Annotated in this window: 15 protein-coding genes; 8 read left to right on the forward strand and 7 right to left on the reverse strand. The window is 73.3% G+C overall.

From position 1 onward, the window contains the following. Positions 1-2: 2 nt before the first annotated feature. Positions 3-1,088, reverse strand: coding sequence for an ABC transporter substrate-binding protein (locus MFF61_RS00540; RefSeq protein WP_238233157.1), 1,086 nt, complete (start codon positions 1,086-1,088; stop codon positions 3-5). 240 nt (positions 1,089-1,328) lie between these two features. Here MFF61_RS00540 and MFF61_RS00545 point away from each other — a divergent pair, with 240 nt between their 5' ends. The 3 genes from MFF61_RS00545 (at position 1,329) to MFF61_RS00555 (ending at position 3,797) form a co-directional block, all read left to right on the forward strand. Beyond that, entirely contained in the window at positions 1,329-2,012 is a 684-nt protein-coding gene (locus MFF61_RS00545; RefSeq protein ID WP_238233158.1) for a response regulator, read from the forward strand. 11 nt (positions 2,013-2,023) lie between these two features. Continuing rightward, positions 2,024-3,445, forward strand: a complete 1,422-nt coding sequence (locus MFF61_RS00550) for a sensor histidine kinase (protein WP_238233159.1) — start codon at positions 2,024-2,026, stop codon at positions 3,443-3,445. An 82-nt stretch (positions 3,446-3,527) separates the two neighbouring features. Further along, positions 3,528-3,797, forward strand: a complete 270-nt coding sequence (locus tag MFF61_RS00555) for a hypothetical protein (protein ID WP_238233160.1) — start codon at positions 3,528-3,530, stop codon at positions 3,795-3,797. A 70-nt stretch (positions 3,798-3,867) separates the two neighbouring features. On the opposite strand, the gene MFF61_RS00560 is transcribed toward MFF61_RS00555, so the two are convergent. After that, the gene (locus tag MFF61_RS00560; RefSeq protein ID WP_238233161.1) at positions 3,868-4,224 is read right to left on the reverse strand and encodes a c-type cytochrome; all 357 of its coding nucleotides are present in this window, start codon (positions 4,222-4,224) and stop codon (positions 3,868-3,870) included. A 292-nt stretch (positions 4,225-4,516) separates the two neighbouring features. Between MFF61_RS00560 and MFF61_RS00565 the strand changes: the two genes are divergently transcribed. Then, positions 4,517-5,950, forward strand: coding sequence for an FAD-linked oxidase C-terminal domain-containing protein (locus MFF61_RS00565; protein WP_238233162.1), 1,434 nt, complete (start codon positions 4,517-4,519; stop codon positions 5,948-5,950). Positions 5,951-5,963: 13 nt separating this feature from the next. On the opposite strand, the gene MFF61_RS00570 is transcribed toward MFF61_RS00565, so the two are convergent. After that, positions 5,964-7,679, reverse strand: coding sequence for a hypothetical protein (locus tag MFF61_RS00570; RefSeq protein ID WP_238233163.1), 1,716 nt, complete (start codon positions 7,677-7,679; stop codon positions 5,964-5,966). Positions 7,680-7,908: 229 nt separating this feature from the next. Between MFF61_RS00570 and MFF61_RS00575 the strand changes: the two genes are divergently transcribed. From MFF61_RS00575 to MFF61_RS00585, 3 genes are all read left to right on the forward strand, one after another. Next, positions 7,909-9,447, forward strand: coding sequence for an acetate--CoA ligase (locus tag MFF61_RS00575; protein ID WP_238233164.1), 1,539 nt, complete (start codon positions 7,909-7,911; stop codon positions 9,445-9,447). Positions 9,448-9,610: 163 nt separating this feature from the next. Then, positions 9,611-11,077, forward strand: a complete 1,467-nt coding sequence (locus MFF61_RS00580) for a M81 family metallopeptidase (protein ID WP_238233165.1) — start codon at positions 9,611-9,613, stop codon at positions 11,075-11,077. Continuing rightward, positions 11,074-12,204 (forward strand): M20/M25/M40 family metallo-hydrolase, encoded by a 1,131-nt coding sequence (locus MFF61_RS00585; protein ID WP_238233166.1) that lies wholly within the window; start codon positions 11,074-11,076, stop codon positions 12,202-12,204. Before MFF61_RS00580 ends, MFF61_RS00585 begins: the two co-directional genes overlap by 4 nt. 6 nt (positions 12,205-12,210) lie before the next feature. Here MFF61_RS00585 and MFF61_RS00590 read toward each other — a convergent pair whose 3' ends face one another. Beyond that, positions 12,211-12,600 (reverse strand): DUF3775 domain-containing protein, encoded by a 390-nt coding sequence (locus MFF61_RS00590; RefSeq protein ID WP_238233167.1) that lies wholly within the window; start codon positions 12,598-12,600, stop codon positions 12,211-12,213. A 123-nt stretch (positions 12,601-12,723) separates the two neighbouring features. Here MFF61_RS00590 and MFF61_RS00595 point away from each other — a divergent pair, with 123 nt between their 5' ends. Next, on the forward strand, positions 12,724-13,440 hold the full coding sequence (locus MFF61_RS00595) for a sulfate transporter family protein (protein WP_238233168.1): 717 nt from the start codon (positions 12,724-12,726) through the stop codon (positions 13,438-13,440). Positions 13,441-13,445: 5 nt separating this feature from the next. Here the strand turns inward: MFF61_RS00595 and MFF61_RS00600 are convergent, their stop codons facing one another. From MFF61_RS00600 to MFF61_RS00610, 3 genes are all read right to left on the reverse strand, one after another. After that, positions 13,446-14,597: a complex I NDUFA9 subunit family protein gene (locus MFF61_RS00600; RefSeq protein ID WP_238233169.1), complete on the reverse strand. Its 1,152-nt coding sequence runs from the start codon at positions 14,595-14,597 to the stop codon at positions 13,446-13,448. Between the two features lie 85 nt (positions 14,598-14,682). Then, positions 14,683-15,339 carry a GDYXXLXY domain-containing protein gene (locus MFF61_RS00605; RefSeq protein WP_238233170.1) on the reverse strand — a complete coding sequence of 219 codons (657 nt, stop codon included), beginning with the start codon at positions 15,337-15,339 and terminating at the stop codon, positions 14,683-14,685. Further along, positions 15,336-16,661 carry a DUF2157 domain-containing protein gene (locus MFF61_RS00610; protein ID WP_238233171.1) on the reverse strand — a complete coding sequence of 442 codons (1,326 nt, stop codon included), beginning with the start codon at positions 16,659-16,661 and terminating at the stop codon, positions 15,336-15,338. The genes MFF61_RS00605 and MFF61_RS00610 overlap by 4 nt, the downstream gene beginning before the upstream one ends. Between the last annotated feature and the right edge of the window lie 75 nt (positions 16,662-16,736).

Raw genomic sequence — 16,736 nt, forward strand, 5'->3', positions numbered from 1 at the left:
GGTCAGTTCGCCGCCAGCGTGCGCTGCCACTGCTTGATGAAGCGCAGGCGCGTGATCTGGTCGAGGGAGGCCAGGAGCTCGGGCCCGACCCGGATCGGCCGCAGGGTCACTTCGGCGGCGCCCGGCAGGCTGGTGATGCCGTGGCTCTCCTGCAGGTCGGTCCGCACCGAGGTCATCGCGTGCTGGGCGAGCTGGATCTGGCCTGCGCGCGAGAGCAGGAAGTCGAGGAAGAGCTTGGCGGCGTTCGGGTTCTTCGCCTTCGCCGAGACGAAGGCAATCCGCGACATCACCTGGGTGTAGTCCTTGGGCAGGACGAAGCCGAGGTTCGGATCCTTGCGGTTACGCTGGAGTACGTAGGAGCCGATCATATTGTAGGCCAGCGTGTGCTCGCCCGAGACGACGCGCTCGATCATCGCGCCGGTCGAGGTGTAGAACTTGGCGCCTGCCTGCCCCATCGCCTTGACGATGTCCCAGCTGACCGAGGGGCTGATCTGGACGTCCTGCGTCACGTACAGGTAGCCGACGCCGGAGCGCTCGGGATCGTAAGAGGTGACCTTGCCGCGGTCGGCCTTGCGGGCCGCCACGAACTTGGCGAAGTCGGCGTGGTTGCGCGGGACCTCGGCGTCGGGCACGAGCCTGCGGTTGTAGGCGAAGACGATCGGCTCGGCGGTGGTGCCGTAGGCCTGGTCCTTCCATTTGGCCCAGTCGGGCAGCGACCCCTTCTCGGGCGAGGCGTAGGTCTGGGCGTAGCCGTCGTTCACGAGCTTGATCTGCAGGTCCATCGCCGAGGACCAGATCAGGTCGGCGGTGCTGCCCGCTGCCGCCTCCGCCACGTAGCGGCTGTAGAGTTCGGTCGAGTTCTGGTCGGCGTACTCGACCTTCAGCTTCGGGTAGAGCGCCCGGAACTGCGCGAGCAGGTCGGACACCTCCGACGCGTCGGTGGTGGAGTAGATCGAGAGCGCGCCTTCCTTGTTGGCCGCCTCGATCACCTCGGCGTAGGAAGCCGGATAGCCCGGCGGTACCCCCTGCGCCTGGACCGCGCCGGCGGCGAGCGTGAGAGCGAGCGTGACGGCAAGCCGCATCCTCATCGTTTCCATCCCTTCTCGGCGCATCTCGTGGTGCGCCTCCCGGGCCGACGATAGAGCGTCCAACCTGTCACCATCCTGACATGCGGTGCGCTGGCAATGACCCGGTTTCCCTGCGGCAGGAATGGGGGCAAGACTAGGGACCCGCGGGGCGGCCTCGTCCACGGCGCGTGCGGATGCCGTAGGATGCGGAGCGCCCCGGCCCGCCTCGAGACCGGCCGGGTTGCGGGAGGGAGTGACGCGATGCGCATCCTCATCGTCGAGGACGATGCGGCGCTGGCCCGGGGTATCGCGGCCTCGTTGCGCCTGAGCGGCTTTGCGGTGGATCACGACCCGACCGGTGCCGACGTGGTGCATCTCCTGCGCACCGCAGCCTACGCCGCGGTAGTGCTCGACCTCGGCCTGCCCGGCCGCTCCGGCTTCGAGGTGCTGCGCGAAATCCGCCGGGCGGGCTTCCCGATTCCGGTGATGATCCTGACGGCACGCGCGGCGGTGGCCGACCGGGTCACGGGTCTCGACCTCGGCGCGGACGATTACCTCGCCAAGCCCTTCGACCCGGCCGAGCTGGAGGCGCGGGTGCGCGCGCTCGTGCGCCGCGCCAGCGGGCAGCCGGACCCGATCCTGACCTGCGACGCTCTCGTGCTGGACCGCTCCGGACAGGTGGCGACCCTGGCCGGCAAGGTCCTGCCCCTGCGCAAGCGCGAGCTGGCGATCCTCGAATCGCTGATGACCCGCGCGGGCCGCGTGGTGTCGAAGGAGCGCCTGACCGCCGAGGTGTTCGGGTTCGACGAGGAGATCTCGCCCAACGCGATCGAGGTCTACGTCGCGCGCCTGCGCCGGCATTTCGGCGAGACCGGCCCCCGGATCGTCACCATGCGCGGCCTCGGCTACGTGATCGAGCCGTCGCGAACCGGGACCGGGCCGTGAGGCATCGGCGGATGCTGCACTCGCTGCGGATCCGCGTCGCGGCCTTCCTGCTCGTGCCGATGGCCGGGCTCGCGGTGGTCCTGGCGGTCGGCGGCACGTGGTTCATCGATGCCTTCGTGACCCACGCCTACGACCGCGTGCTCGCCGGCTCCGTCCTGTCGATCGCCGAGCGCCTGACGGTGCAGGACGACACCGTCGCCCTGGACATGCCGGCCGCGGCCCTGGGAATGCTGTCGAATTCCGAGCACGACAGCATCTACTACAGCATCACCGACAACGGCGCCCTGGTGACCGGCTACCCCGACCTGCCCCTGCCCGACACCCTGCCGAGCCCCGAGACCATCACCTACCGCGACGCCGTCTACCGCGGGCAGCGGGTGCGCGTCGGCATGATGCTGAAGCCGATCTACGTCACGCGGCACGCCGCGCTGGTCCAGGTCGCCGAGACAACGGTCGGACGCGACCTGCTCGCCCGGCGCATGCTGACGGCGCTGGCGGCGCTCGGCGCGACGCTCGCCGGGATCGGCAGCCTGCTGGTCTGGTTCGCCGTGCGGATGGGGCTGACGCCGCTCGACCGGCTGCGCCGCGAGGTGGAGCGTCGCCACCTGCAGAGCCCCGGCCCGGTCTCGGCCTTCTCGGTCGCCGGCGTGCCGAGCGAGGCGGTGCCGCTCGTGACCGCGCTCAACGACCTCCTGGAGCGGGTGAACGGCGCGATGGCGGTGCTGCGCCGGTTCACCGCGGACGCGTCCCACCAGCTGCGCACGCCGGTGGCGATCCTGAAGACGCATCTCGCCCTGCTCGACCGGCAGCCCCCCGACAGCCCGCCCTGGCGCCGCTCCCGTGCCGACATCGATGAGGCGGTCGACCGCCTCGACCGCCTCATCGCGCAACTGCTCACCCTGGCGGGGCTGGAGGAGGATGCGGCGCGCGCCACCGCCCGGATCCGGGTCGACCTCGTCGCACTCGCCCGCGAGACGACCCTCGCCTGCGCCGATCTCGCCCGGCGCGGCGACGTGGACCTGTCGTTCGACGGTCCGGACCGGCCCCTCGACGCGCTGGCCGCCCCGCTCCTCCTCGAAGAGGTGCTGCGCAACCTCATCGACAATGCGGTGCGCTACAACAGGCCGGGCGGCAGCGTCGCGGTGCGGGTCTACGCCGGGACCGGACCGGACGGGGCGGCGCAGGCCTGCATCGCCGTCGAGGACGACGGCCCCGGCATTCCCGAGGACCAGCGGGCGCTCGTCTTCGCGCGCTTCCACCGGATCGCCCGGTCCGGCGACCCGGGCGGGAGCGGCCTCGGCCTCGCGATCGTGCGCTCGTTCCTTGATCGGATCGGCGGGGGCGTCGCCTTGTCGGACGGCCCGGGCGGCCGCGGCCTGCGGGCGGTGATCACCCTCGCGGCGCCCCCCGTTTGCGACACGGCGGCGCCTTGACCGGCGCGGCGCGGCGGGCCGATCCTCGGGATCTGCCACCCGCCGCCCAAAAGGGCCACCCGCGGCTCAAGAGGATTGCACCGTGCAGGAGTCCCGCGAGGATTTTCGCGCCGAGCTGCGCCGCCAGGTGCGGGCCGGCGACATCGCGACCGGCGAGGCGGCGAGCGCCTGCCTGCCGGGGCTGCTGCGCCGGCTCGCCCACCACGAGCGGGAGGCGACCCGTGCGGTCCCGCTGCTGCGCCTCTATCACCGCTGGCGGCGCCACCGCCTGCGTCTGCAGGTGGCCGATGCCCGCTGGCACATCGCGCAGGGCCGCGCGGCGCGGATGGGCGACCTGATCGGGCGCTCCTGAACCCGAGGCGCGGCGAGGCCCCGCCGCGGCATGGCGAGGCCCCTTGACGGCGAAGCGGCCGCGCGGCCGCCTACTGCTGGGTCTTCAGGTAGGCGATCAGGTCCTGGATCTTCTTGTCGTCCTTGAGACCGGCATAGATCATCTTGTTGCCGGGCACCTTGCCCTTCGGATCCTTGATGTAGTCCGTGAAGGTCGCCTCGTCCCAGGTCAGGCCCGAGTTCTTCATCGCAGCCGAGTAGTTGTAGCCCTCATGGGTGCCGGCCTTGCGGCCCATGACCCCCTTGAGGTCCGGGCCCACGCCGTTCTTGCCGAAGGCATGGCAGGCCTTGCAGGCGGCGAAGACCTTCTCGCCGGCCGCCGCATCCTGCGCCTGGGCGGCGACGGGCGCGAGCGCCAAGAGGGCGGCACCGAGGATCAACTGACGCATGAGGTTCCCTCCGATAGGCCACGTTCGACGGCCGGGCTGGGATATGGCCCAGCTCTTGAACTGGTAAAGCTAAAAAACGCGGCCGGATCGTTCCGGATGCGTGCGGCGAAAAGAAGCTGCGCGGCGCATCGAATCAATCGGACGAAAGTGCATGCTGCGGCAAGGCGTTGTGCCGACCGGCCGTGCATCCGCCGCTCCACCGGGCTATGATGGGGCCAAGAACCCCTGAGTCAGGCCACGCGGGAAAATCCCGGCGGGGACCTGCCTTCCGTCGAGACGCCAGAGACGCCGCATGTCGATCGCCTTCCCGTCCCCGGACCCGGACATCCTCGCCCGCCGCGACGCGATCATCGCGGGGCTCGCGCCCCTCGTGGCCCCCGAGGCCCTGGTGACGAGCGAGGACGAGCGGCGCGCCTTCGAGACGGACGGGCTCACCGCCTACCGCAAGATGCCGCTCGCCGTGGTGCTGCCCTCGACCACCGAGGAGGTCGCGGCGGTCATGCGCTACTGCCACCAGCAAGGCGTGCGGGTGGTGCCGCGCGGGGCCGGCACCTCGCTCGCGGGCGGGGCCATCGCCCAGGAGGACGCGGTCATCCTCGGCGTCGCCAAGATGAACCAAGTGCTCGCCCTCGACTTTGCCAACCGCACCGCCCGGGTGCAGGCCGGCATCACCAACCTCGCCATCAGCGCGGCGGTGGCGCACGAGGGCTTCTTCTACGCCCCAGACCCGTCGAGCCAGCTCGCCTGCACCATCGCGGGCAACATCGCCATGAACTCGGGCGGCGCGCATTGCCTGAAATACGGCGTCACCACCAACAACCTGCTCGGCGTCAAGCTGGTGCTGGTCGACGGCACGGTGGTGGAGATCGGCGGCGAGCACCTCGACAGCGGCGGCTACGACCTGCTCGGCCTGATCTGCGGCTCGGAGGGGCAGCTCGGGATCGTCACCGAGGCCACCGTGCGCATCCTGCGCGCCGCCGAGGGCGCGCGCCCGGCCCTGATGGGCTTCGGCTCGGTGGAGGATGCCGGCGCCTGCACGGCGGCGATCATCGGGGCGGGGATCATCCCGGTGGCGATCGAGTACATGGACCGCGAGGCGATCACGATCTGCGAGGCCTTCGCGCATGCCGGCTACCCCCTCGACGCGGAGGCGATGCTGATCATCGAGGTCGAGGGCTCGGCCGAGGAATGCGATGCGATGCTCGCGCGCATCGTCGAGATCGCCAAGCCGTTCAACCCGACCAGCCTGAAGGTGTCGCAGTCGGAGGCCGAGAGCGCCGCGATCTGGAAGGGCCGCAAGTCCGCCTTCGGGGCGACGGGCCGCATCTCGGACTACATCTGCATGGACGGCACGATCCCGACCGGCCAGCTCGCCCACGTGCTGGAGCGCATCGGCGCGATCACGCGATCCTACGGGCTGCGCTGCGCCAACGTCTTCCACGCGGGCGACGGCAACCTGCACCCGCTGATCCTGTTCGACATCAACACGCCCGGCGAGATGGAGAAGGCCGAGGCCGCGGGCGAGGACATGCTCAAGCTCTGCGTCGAGGTCGGCGGCTGCCTCACGGGCGAGCACGGCGTCGGCATCGAGAAGCGCGACCTGATGACGGTGCAGTACGCCCCCGCCGACCTCGCCCAGCAGATGCGGGTGCGGGCGGTGTTCGACCCCGCATGGCTGATGAACCCCGCCAAGGTGTTTCCGCTGGAGGGCCGCATCGCCGCCTGAGCGTCCGGCGGCGTCAGGCCCGCAGGCTCGTCATCGGCAGGCTCGTCATCGGCAGGCTCGTCATGGGGTTGAGGGCCGGCGGCAGGTCCGGGAAGGTGCGCGTCCCCTTGCCCATCCAGAGGTCCGCCACCGCGCCGATGTCGATCACCACGGCGCCGGAGCGCTTCAGGGCGGCGCCGTAGATCTTGCCCAGCAGGCCCGCGGCCACGAGCCAGAGCTCGCCCCGGCGGTCGCCCCGGCCGAGTTGCGCGCAGATCTCCTCGTAGCGGTCCGGCCAGTGCCGGCCCGCCGCGGCGTCGGCCCCGAGGGCGTCGGCGTGGATCTGCTCCCCCGGGATCTTGATCAGCTCGACCCGGCCGATGCCGTGGTGGCGCTCCAGCGCCGGGGCGAGGTCGCGGTGGCAGGTGATGAGGCCGACGGCGGCGCGGCCCTGGAGGATGCGCGCGAGCGCGCCGCTGAGCACGAGATCGTAATGCACCGTGAGGTCGCGCACGGCGACGCCGCGCGCCCGCACGGGATCCGCCTCGGCCATCGCCAGGGCCTTGCGCAGGGTGTTGACCACCCAGGTGACGCCCCGCCGCGAGACCGCGCCGTATTCGTGCGCGATGGCGGCGTCGCTGAAGGCACCGATGCAGTCGGCCTCGAGAAGCGCCGCATCGAAGGCATCCATCGCCGCGTGAAAGCGCGGATCGTCCGCGAGCGCGGGGTCGCGGAACCAGAAGTCGAGCATCTCCCGGCGGTTGGTGCGGTAGATGCCGGCGAACTCCGCCTCGTCCTCGGGCGAGAGCCGCAGCCACGCCCCCTCCCCGTCCCCGAGCCGGATCAGGAAGTAGGGCCGCCGTTCGGCCAAAGCCGCCAGGATGTCGGCCTCGATCTCGGCGAGCGACGCCGTGCGGAAGCGGGCGCGCAGCTCGGCCAGCATCCGCCGCGCCTCGGCGGCCGGAAAGCGCTCCAGCAGGGCCACGAATTCCAGCGCCTGCGCCGCCGCCTCGTCCACGGCGGGGTCGCCCGCCTCCCGGATCAGCGCCCGCGCCTCCGCGAAGCGGCCGATGCCGGCGTAGAGGAGCGCGGCCGGGAAGGCCTGCCCCGGGCCGAGCCCCTCCTCGGCCCGGGCCGCATCGAGGAGCGTCACCGCCTCCGGGAGCCGGCCGGCTGCCGCCACCAGGGTCATGAGGGCGTGGCGCGCGAGCGGGCGCACCTCCGGCAGGGCGAGGCTGGCCCGCAGCACCGCCTCCGCCGCACCGGCCTGCCCCGCCGCCCGCAGGGCGTGGCCGACGCGGACCGGCAGGATGGGGTTGCGGGTGCTGAGGCTCCGCTCCACCAGATCGGCCGCGCCCGCCTGCAGGTCGCCCGCCAGGATCGCGGCGGCGCAGGCCTCGACCTCGCTCTGCGGCGTGAACAGCGCCAGGTGCGTGCGCGCATCGACCCTGCAGCCCCGGTTGAGCCGCAGCGCCAGCTTGGCGATGTCGGGAGCCTGCGCCGGCAGGTCGGCGGTGAGCGTGAAGCCCCAGCCCTCGCTGCCGCGCCCCAGCCCCGCGAGGTCCGGGCGGACCACCTGCCGGACCTGCACCGGCACGGCGGCACCGTCGTAGGTGAGATGCGGCCGGAAATGGCTCGCCCAGCCCTCCATGCGCAGGTGAGCGCCGGTCAGGTCCAGCGCATCGAGGTGCCCGCGGTAGCGCGGCGACAGCCCGACCCGGCGCAGGGCCGCATGGATGCGTCCGATCACCGGGCGGCCCCGACGCCGCGGGCGGGCAGGATCCCGGGCACGGTCCTGGGCAAGTTTCTGAGCAAGTTCCTGGGGAGAGCGCACGTCACGGCCGGAGTGATCCCCCTCCCCGCCGCCGCCGTCAAGATCGCGCGCCGATGCGGGATGCGGACGATTTGCGGGTCGCCCGTCCGGGCCGCGCCCTCTACAACCGGCGGCGCCGACCCTCGCTCGCGGCCCGGAGACCCCCGTGCACGCCCGACCCCCCGACAGCCCGCCGCCCGCCCGCTTCAACGCCGCCCGCTACTGCCTGGAGGCGAATGCCCGCACGCATCCCGACAAGCCGGCCCTGATCCTCGTCGGCGACGGCGACCGGGCCGAGGTGCTGAGCTTCGGCGAGGTCGACCGGGCCGTGCGGGCGGTGGCGGCGGGCCTGCTCGACCTCGGGCTCAACCCGGGCAGCCGGGTGATGATCCGCATGGGCAACGACGCGGATTACGCCATCGTGTACTTCGCGGCGCTGGCCGCCGGGCTGGTGGCGCAGCCCTCCTCGCCCCAGCTCACCGCCGCCGAGGCCGCCTTCCTGTTGCGGGATTCCGGCGCCGCCGCCATCGTGGCGGCCGAGGAATGCCCGCTCGATCCGGAGGCCTGCGGCGGGCGGATCGTGCTGCGCCCCGCCGACGTGGCGCGCCTCAAGGCCGGCCCGGCCCTGCCCGCCTACGCCGACACCGCCGCGGACGATCCGGCCCACCTCATCTACACCTCCGGCACGACGAGCCGGCCGAAGGGCGTGCTGCACGCCCATCGGGCGATCTGGGGCCGGCGGCCGATGCACGACCACTGGCTCGGGCTGAGGGAAAGCGACGTGGTGCTGCATGCCGGCACCATGAACTGGACCTACACGCTCGGCGTCGGCATCCAGGACCCCTGGGCGCGGGGCGCCACGACGGTGCTCTACACCGGGCGGCGCGATCCGGCGGTCTGGCCGGCGCTGATCGACCGCTATCGCGCCACGCTGTTCGCGGCGGTGCCGAGCCTCTACCGGCAGATCCTGAAATACGCCGACCTCACGGCCCACGACCTCGGCAGCCTGCGCCACGGCATCACGGCCGGCGAGGCGCTCTCGCCGCACCTCCTCGCCGAGTGGACCGCAGCGACCGGCAAGCCGCTCTACGAGGCGCTGGGGATGAGCGAGGTCTCGACCTACATCTCGACCTGCCCGGGCGTGCCGGTGAAGCCGGGCTCGCCCGGCCGCCCGCAGCCGGGCCGGCGCGTCGCGATCCTGCCGCCGGAGGGTGAGCCCGCGCCGCTCGCCGCCGGGCAGACGGGGCTGCTCGCCGTCCACCGCTCCGATCCCGGGCTGATGCTCGGCTACTGGAACCGCCCCGAGGAGGAGGCGGCGGTGATGCGCGGCGAGTGGTTCACGGGCGGCGACCTCGCGCGGTTCGACGAGGACGGCTACGTCTGGTTCGAGGGCCGTAACGACGACGTGATGAACGCCTTCGGCTACCGCGTCTCCCCGAACGAGGTCGAGGCGGTGCTGGTCACCCACCCCGACGTGCAGGAGGGGGCCGTGGCCGAGCGGGCCGTGCGGGCGGACGTGCGGGTCATCGCCGCCTATGTAGTGCCTAAGCCCGGCACGGCGCCGCGCCGCGAGGACCTGCTGGCGTGGTGCCAGGAACGCCTTGCCGGCTACAAGTGCCCGCGGGAGGTCGTCTTCCTGGAGGCGCTGCCACGCACGCCGAACGGCAAGGTGCAGCGCAAGCGGCTCGCGGAGGCCGCCGGATGAACCGGGTGCGGGTTTTGCGATGCGGCGGGCGGCGCTCTACCTTCGGCCTCCCCCCTCGAAGGCCGGGCGTGGGGAACCCCTGTCCCGCGTGGGAGAGGGTTGCCCTGCGCTCCGTGAGCCGCCGATCGCCCGCGCTCCGTGACTCCGTGGAGACCCTCGTCCCGTGAAGCTCTTCATCGCCTCCCTCGCGACCGAGACCAACACCTTCGCGCCCCTGCCGACCGGGCGCGCCGCGTTCCTGGCCGACTTCGCCCGCCGCGACGGCAGCCGCAATCCGGTCCGGCTGAGCAATGTCGGGCTGGTCGAGTGGCGGCGCCTGGCCGAGGCCGAGGGCCACACGGTCGTCGAGAGCCTCTCGACCTTCGCGCAGCCCGGGGGCATCACCCTGCGCGGCGTCTACGAGGAGTTGCGCGACGCGCTGCTGTCGGACCTGCGCGCGGCCGGCCCGGTCGACGCGGTGCTGCTGTTCCTGCACGGGGCGATGGTGGCGGAGGGCTACGACGATTGCGAGGGCGACACCCTCGCGCGGGTGCGCGGGATCGTCGGGCCGGAGGTGGCGATCGGGGCCGAACTCGATCTGCACTGCCACCTCACCGAGACGATGCGGCAGGCCGCCGACGTCATCGTCATCTACAAGGAATACCCGCACACCGACATGGCCGAGCGCGCCCGCGACCTCTACCGGCTGGTGACCGGCACGGCGGAGGGACGCATCCGCCCGGTGATGGCCATCCACGATTGCCGGATGATCGGCCTCTGGCGCACGAGCGACCCGGCCGTACGCCGCTTCGTCGATCGCATGACGGCGCATGAGGGGCGGGACGGCATCCTGTCGGTGTCGTTCGGGCACGGCTTTCCCTGGGCCGACGTCGCGGATGTCGGCGCCAAGATGCTGGTCGTGGCCGACCGCGACGAGGCGGCGGCGCGCGCGCTCGCGGGCGAATTGGCCGGTGCCGTCTGGGCGATGCGGGAGGAGGCGCTGACGCCCTACGATTCCATTGACGCGGCGATCGACCGGGCGCTCGCCTCGACCGACCCGCGGCCGATGGTGCTGGCCGACGTCGCCGACAATTCGGGGGCCGGCGCGCCCGCCGACAACACCGCGATCCTGCAGCGCCTCGTCGCGCGCGGCGTGCGGGGCGTGGCGAGCGGGCTCTACTGGGACCCCGCCGCGGTCGGCATCTGCCACGAGGCCGGCGTGGGTGCGACCTTTGCGCTGCGGATTGGCGGCAAGTGCGGGGTGACGTCCGGGGATCCGGTCGACCTGCGCATCACGGTGCGGGGCCTGCGCGAGGCGCACAGCCAGGGGGGTATGAGCGGCGAGCGGGCGGAGCTCGGCAGCAGCGCCTGGGTCGAGGCGGACGGGATCCACCTCGTGCTGACGAGCCTGCGCCGGCAGCCCTTCGCCCCGGACGCCTTCACGGATCTCGGGTTGACGCTGCACGACAAGCGCCTCGTGGTGGTGAAGTCGATGCAGCATTTCCATGCCGGCTTCGCGCCGATCGCCAGCGAGGTGCGCTACGTCTCCGCCCCCGGCGCCGTGCCGCCGGACTTCGCCGCCCTGCCCTACACCAAGAAGGCCGGCCCGTGGTGGCCGCGCGATCCCAACCCCTTCCGGGAGACCGCATGAACCCCAACGCCCTGCCCCTCGACGCCGACGCGATGCTGGCGTCCCTGCGCCCGTGGATCGAGTGCGAGAGCCCGACCCACGACGCCGCCGCGGTCAACCGCATGATGGCGCTGGCGGCGCGCGACCTCGCGGTGGCGGGGGCGAGCGTCGAGATCATCCCGGGCCGGATGGGCCTCGGCGACTGCGTGCGCGCCCGCTTCCCGCATCCGCGCCGGGACGAGCCCGGCCTCCTCGTGCTCGGCCACATGGACACCGTGCATCCGGTCGGCACGCTCCGGGCCCTGCCCTGGCGGCGGGAGGAGAGCCGGGTCTACGGCCCCGGCATCCTCGACATGAAGGGCGGCAACCTGCTGGCCTTCGAGGCGATCCGGGCGCTCGGACGCGCCGGCATCGCCACGCCGCTGCCCGTCACGGTGCTGTTCACGAGCGACGAGGAGATCGGCAGTCCGGCGACCCGCGACCTGATCGAGGCCGAGGCGGCGCGCCACCGCTACATCCTGGTGCCGGAGCCCGGGCACGAGGACAACGGGGTGGTGACGGGGCGTTACGCCATCGCCCGCTTCAACCTGGAGGCGGTGGGCCGCCCGAGCCATGCGGGCGCCCGCCTCGGCGACGGCCGCTCGGCCATCCGGACGATGGCGCGCCAGATCCTGGCCATCGAGGCGATGTCGGGCGAGGACTGCACCTTCAGCGTCGGCATCGTCGAGGGCGGGCAGTGGGTGAACTGCGTGCCCACGCGGTGCCGCGGCGAGGCGCTGAGCATGGCCAAGCGCCAGGACGACCTCGACCGGGGCGTGGCCCGGATGCTCGCCCTCTCGGGCACACAGGACGACGTCGCCTTCACGGTGACGCGCGGCGTCACCCGCCCGGTCTGGGAGCCCGACGCCGGGACGCTCGCCCTCTACGAGGCCGCCCGCGGCCTCGCCGAGCGCCTCGGCCTGCCCCTGCCCCACCGCAGCGCGGGCGGCGGCTCGGACGGCAACTTCACCGGGGCGCTCGGCCTGCCCACCCTCGACGGTCTCGGCGCGATCGGGCGCGGCTACCACACGCTGGAGGAGCATATCGAGGTGGACAGCCTCGTCACGCGCGGGCGACTCTTCGCGGGGCTGCTGGCGACGCTGGCCTGAGGCGCCTCACACCTCGCAGCGCAGCCCCAGCGCCTCCAGCCCCTCGTCGAGCAGGTCGCCGACGTTGGGGATGCCGAGGAGATAGTTGGCCGTGTCGGTGCCGGCCGCCTCGCGCTCGCGGGCGAGCCGGATGGCGTCGGGAAACTCCTCCGGCTCCATGTCGCCGCGGCCGAGATAGACCAGCGCGACGAGTTCCGCCCGCTCGTCGTCGTTGAGGCCGGCGATCACCTCGCGCAGTTCCTCCTCGGTGGCATCGTCCGGATCCTCGTTGAGGACGTCGCGGGCGCCGTCGTCGGTCGGGTTCGAGCCCGAATCCGCGTCGGTCGGGCCTTCCTTCACGTCGAGGGCCCGCACCCGCAGGATGAATTCACAGACCTTCTCGACGGCGATGTCCATGCGTATCTCCTGCCTCGCCAGGGCCGCGCTCCGGCGGCCCCGTGGTCTTCAACCCGCGAGGCGCGGAGCGGGTCCAAACCAGCCCCGCGCCGCCGAGCGGCGCTCTCTCCCGGTGAGGTTCCGATGCTCGTCTCCGCCGCCTTCGCGGCCCTGCGGCAGGTCCTGTCCCCGCCCCTGCGGCGCATCCTGTGGAAGTCGCTCGGCCTGACCGTCGGGCTCCTGGTGCTGGTCTGGTTCGCGCTCACCCGGCTGATCAACACCTTCCTGATCGGCCACCCGATCTCGGCCCAGTACCCGATCCTCGACAGCGTCGCGTTCTTCCTCGCGGGGGCGGGCCTGTTCGTGGCCCTGGCCTACATCCTGCCGGCGGTCTCGATCCTGGTGGCGGGCTACTTCCTCGACGATGCGGCCGAGATCGTCGAGCGCACCGACTATCCGGACGAGGTGCCGGGCCGCGCCCTGCCGCTGGCCCAGGCGATGCTCTACGCGCTGCGCTTCGCCGGGCTCGCGCTCCTCGTGAACCTCGTGGCGCTCGCCCTGTTCTTCGTGCCGGGCGTCAACCTGATCGCCTTCTTCGGCGCCAACACCTATCTGCTCGGCCGCGAGTATTTCGAGATGGCCGCGGCGCGCTTCCGGCCGCTGCCGGAGGCCGGCGCCATGCGCCGCCATCACGCGCCGACGGTGCTGGCCGCGGGCGCGCTCCTTGCCGGGCTGATGGTGGTGCCGGTGCTGAACCTGCTCACGCCGCTGTTCGGCATCGCCCTCATGGTGCATGTCCACAAGGGCCTCAGCCGCGAGCGGCTGCTCGCGCCGCCCGCGGCGCGCCCGCCGCTGCGCTGAGACGCTCAGCGCATGCCCGGGGCCTGCCCGGCCCCGGCGCCCTTCTGCCCCACCGCCGGCCCGCCCGCATCCTGCGGGTGATGGGCCGAGCCCGGTCCCATCGGCTCGGGGGCGAGGAGGTCGGGGGTCCGGGCCATCTCGGGCGCCCCCCGGCCGGTGGTGAACTGCCCCGCCTTGCGGAAGCGCCAGAGATAGCCCGGCACCACGGCCTCCACGGCGGTCGGCGCGATGCCGAACGCGTCGAGGGTGCGGCCCTCGGCCTTGGCGGCGTCCGAGACCACGTTGTCGCGCTCGAGGAGCAGCACTTGGTCGCGCGTGAGCTTGAGGCTGTCGGGCAGGAGGCCGAGGGTGAGCGTGTCGGCGATCTCCAGCGCCCGCGCCTGGATCCGGGCGGCCGGCCCCGGCAGCGGCAGGACGAGGCGGCGGCGCATGGTGACGTCGAGGGTGTACTCGACGAGGCGCTTCAGCGTCAGGATCTCCGGCCCGCCGAGTTCGTAGGTCGTGCCGGGCTTGGCCTTGCCGTCCACCGCGAGCGCCACCGCCTCGGCAACGTCGCCAACGAAGACCGGCTGCATCCGCGTGTCCGCGCCCGCGATCGGCAGCACCGGCAGCGCGCGGGCGAGGCCCGCGAAGCGGTTGAAGAAGCTGTCGCCCTGGCCGAAGATGATGGACGGCCGGAAGACCACCGCCTCGGGCCGCGCGGCGAAGACGCCCGCCTCTCCCTGCGCCTTCGAGCTGGCGTAATGCGAGGGCGAGGCCGCATCCGCCCCCAGCGCCGAGACGTGGACCACCCGGGCGCCGATGGCGGCGGCCGCGCGGGCCACCTCGGCCGCGCCCTCCGCCTGGAGGCGGTGGAAGCTCTGGCTGCCGCTCTCCTGCAGGATGCCCACGAGGTTGACGACGACGTCCGCGTGCTCGACCGCCCGGGCAATGGAGGCACGGTCGCGCAGGTTGGCCTGCACGGCCACGATCTGCCCCACGCGGCCGAGCGGCTGGAGGAAGAGCGCGAGGTCGGGCCGGCGCGCCGCGACGCGGATGCGGTAGCCGCGCTTGGCCAGGGCCCGCACCACGTGCCGCCCGAGGAAGCCCGAGCCTCCGAACACGGTCACGAGCTGCGAGGCGGGGCGGGTCGGGCCGACGGAGTCGAGGCCGGGCATGGTCGGGATCCTGTGCGGAACGGGCTCCCGGCTCCTTAGTCGAGGCCGCCGGGGCTGTGAAGCACCGAGCGGGCCCCGGCCACGCTCACAGGCGCGGCGTCCGGGCGAAATCCTCGCCGTCGATCAGGATCGCGTCCAGGGCAGCGATGCCGTCCTCCCCCACCCGCGCGCGGACGCGGATGCGGCCGCGGTCGAGCGTGTCGAGATTCGCCGGCACACCCTGCGGGCCATACCAGCGTTCGATGCCGTAGGCGATCGCGCCCGAGAAGCAGAGGTCGTGGGCGCAGGCGCCCGGCTTGCCCTCGCCCCGCCGCGTCAGGCTGCCGAATTGCACCGTGCCGCGCAGCACGAGGCCCTCGCCCGCGGGCCTCGCCACCGCGATGGACGCGGCGTGGTGGAGGCCGTCCGGGCCTGGGCGGAGCGTGACGTGGACGGGCGTGCCCGCCGCGAGGCGGCAATCGCCGCCCGCGAGGTCGCAGCCGGCTTGGCGCTCCGCCAGATCCGGCGCGGCGGCCAGACCCGCCGGCTGCCCGGCCTCGTAGCTGAGGATGCTGTACTCGCCGCGAAACAGGTCGCGCGGGTCCTTCGTCGCCGTGGCGAGCAGCACCGGGCGCCCCGAGGCGAGCCGGCGCGACTGGTCGAGCGCGATCTGGATCGACGGGGCGGCCTGGACCAGGAAGACGAGGGCGAAGGCCGCGAACGTGCCGCGGCGGCCCGCCCGCCGGAGGGGGAGACCGATCATGGTGTGTCCGCTGCGAGACGGCGCTGCAGGCGCAGGCTGAGACCGATGGCCAGCGCCGCGAGGCCGCCGGCGATGAGGAGCTGAAGCGAGACCCCGATCAGGTCGCCGCTCAGCATCAGGAGGGCCAGGATCACGACCCCGCCGGCCGCGAGCGCGCCGCCGGAGAGGCTGCGGCGCTCGTCGAGCTGCGCCGCCACCGCGACCCCGAGGACCGGCACCAGCACCTTCCACACCGACACCGCCTCCACGGCGTCGGCATCGGCCGCGACGGGGCCGAAGGCGAGGGAGGCGAGAGCCGCGGCGGCGAGGATCAGGTGGCCGATCGGGAGCGGGCCGTGCCCGAGCAGGCGGGGCAGGCAGAGGAGCCCGAGACAGGGCGCCAGCAGCAGGAGCTGCGGCAGGGCGCGGCCGGCCTGCGCGGCCGGCCAGCCGAACTGGCCCGCCACCCCGATGAGCACCGCGGCGAGCACGAGGCCGGTCGCGGCCGTCTCCGCATGGCCGAGGCCGGTCCGCAGCCGGGCCGGCAGGCGCGACACCCGCTGGCCGGCATGGGCGGTGGCGATGAGGCCGAAGGCCAGGACCGCGAGGGCGCCGGCATCGGCGTGCGGGCCGTCCGTGCCGATGGCGGCGGTGACCTGCAGGGCGAGCGGCACCAGCACCAGCAGCAGGCCGAGGGGCCGCGCCGGAATGCGGCCCCACAGCATCCCGGCCGCGAGCGCCGCCCAGACCGCCCAGGCGCTCCACGGCAACGGACGGGCACCGATCACCGGATGATCGAGGCCCGGCCACGCCGCGACCGCGAGCGCCAGGGCGGCGACGCCGCCCGCGCCCCCCGAGCGGGTCAGGAGCGCGGTCGCGGTGCCGAGCGCCGCGATGGTGACCGCGAAGGCGCGCGTGTCGGCCGGCAGGTGGAAGGTCTGGCCCATCAGGGCGATCGAGCCCGTCGCCACCGCGAGCGAGAGCAGCGTCAGCACCTCGGCGAGCCAGCCGAGATGGCCGCCCTGCGCCGCGCCCGCCCGCAGGGCCTCGCGCGCCCGCAGGGCCGCCGTGCAGGCCAGCCCGACCGCGAGGGCGTCCGCGGCGAGGAGGAGCAGCAGGCGGGCGAAGGGCGACATCCCGTCCCAGTTCGCGGCCACGAAGGCGATGGCGGCGGTGCCGAGCAGCAGGGCGGCCGCCACCGCGAGCGCGACCTGGACGCGCACGAGGCCGGAGCGGCCCGCCACGTCCGCATCGAGCCGGCGCTCCTGCTCGGCATCGATGAGCCCGAGGGCGGCCCAGCGGCGGATATCCGCCCGGACGCGGTCCCGATAGGTGAAGGACATGGGCGCGCTGTCGCCTCCGCCAGACCTGCGATCAAGCCTGCTGATGATACGGCGCGGCGGCGCCGGCGGTGAGAC

It is taken from the genome of Methylobacterium isbiliense (genome assembly GCF_022179325.1).
In the GTDB taxonomy this organism is placed as follows: Bacteria; Pseudomonadota; Alphaproteobacteria; order Rhizobiales; family Beijerinckiaceae; genus Methylobacterium; species Methylobacterium isbiliense.

Excerpts from the sequence above, each read along its gene's own strand:
- MFF61_RS00560 (WP_238233161.1), bottom strand. The coding sequence starts at position 4,224 with ATGCGTCAGTTGATCCTCGGTGCCGCCCTCTTGGCGCTCGCGCCCGTC.
- MFF61_RS00565 (WP_238233162.1), top strand. The coding sequence starts at position 4,517 with ATGTCGATCGCCTTCCCGTCCCCGGACCCGGACATCCTCGCCCGCCGC.
- MFF61_RS00585 (WP_238233166.1), top strand. The coding sequence starts at position 11,074 with ATGAACCCCAACGCCCTGCCCCTCGACGCCGACGCGATGCTGGCGTCC.
- MFF61_RS00550 (WP_238233159.1), top strand. The coding sequence starts at position 2,024 with ATGCTGCACTCGCTGCGGATCCGCGTCGCGGCCTTCCTGCTCGTGCCG.
- MFF61_RS00540 (WP_238233157.1), bottom strand. The coding sequence starts at position 1,088 with ATGAGGATGCGGCTTGCCGTCACGCTCGCTCTCACGCTCGCCGCCGGC.
- MFF61_RS00610 (WP_238233171.1), bottom strand. The coding sequence starts at position 16,661 with ATGTCCTTCACCTATCGGGACCGCGTCCGGGCGGATATCCGCCGCTGG.
- MFF61_RS00595 (WP_238233168.1), top strand. The coding sequence starts at position 12,724 with ATGCTCGTCTCCGCCGCCTTCGCGGCCCTGCGGCAGGTCCTGTCCCCG.
- MFF61_RS00590 (WP_238233167.1), bottom strand. The coding sequence starts at position 12,600 with ATGGACATCGCCGTCGAGAAGGTCTGTGAATTCATCCTGCGGGTGCGG.
- MFF61_RS00545 (WP_238233158.1), top strand. The coding sequence starts at position 1,329 with ATGCGCATCCTCATCGTCGAGGACGATGCGGCGCTGGCCCGGGGTATC.
- MFF61_RS00600 (WP_238233169.1), bottom strand. The coding sequence starts at position 14,597 with ATGCCCGGCCTCGACTCCGTCGGCCCGACCCGCCCCGCCTCGCAGCTC.
- MFF61_RS00605 (WP_238233170.1), bottom strand. The coding sequence starts at position 15,339 with ATGATCGGTCTCCCCCTCCGGCGGGCGGGCCGCCGCGGCACGTTCGCG.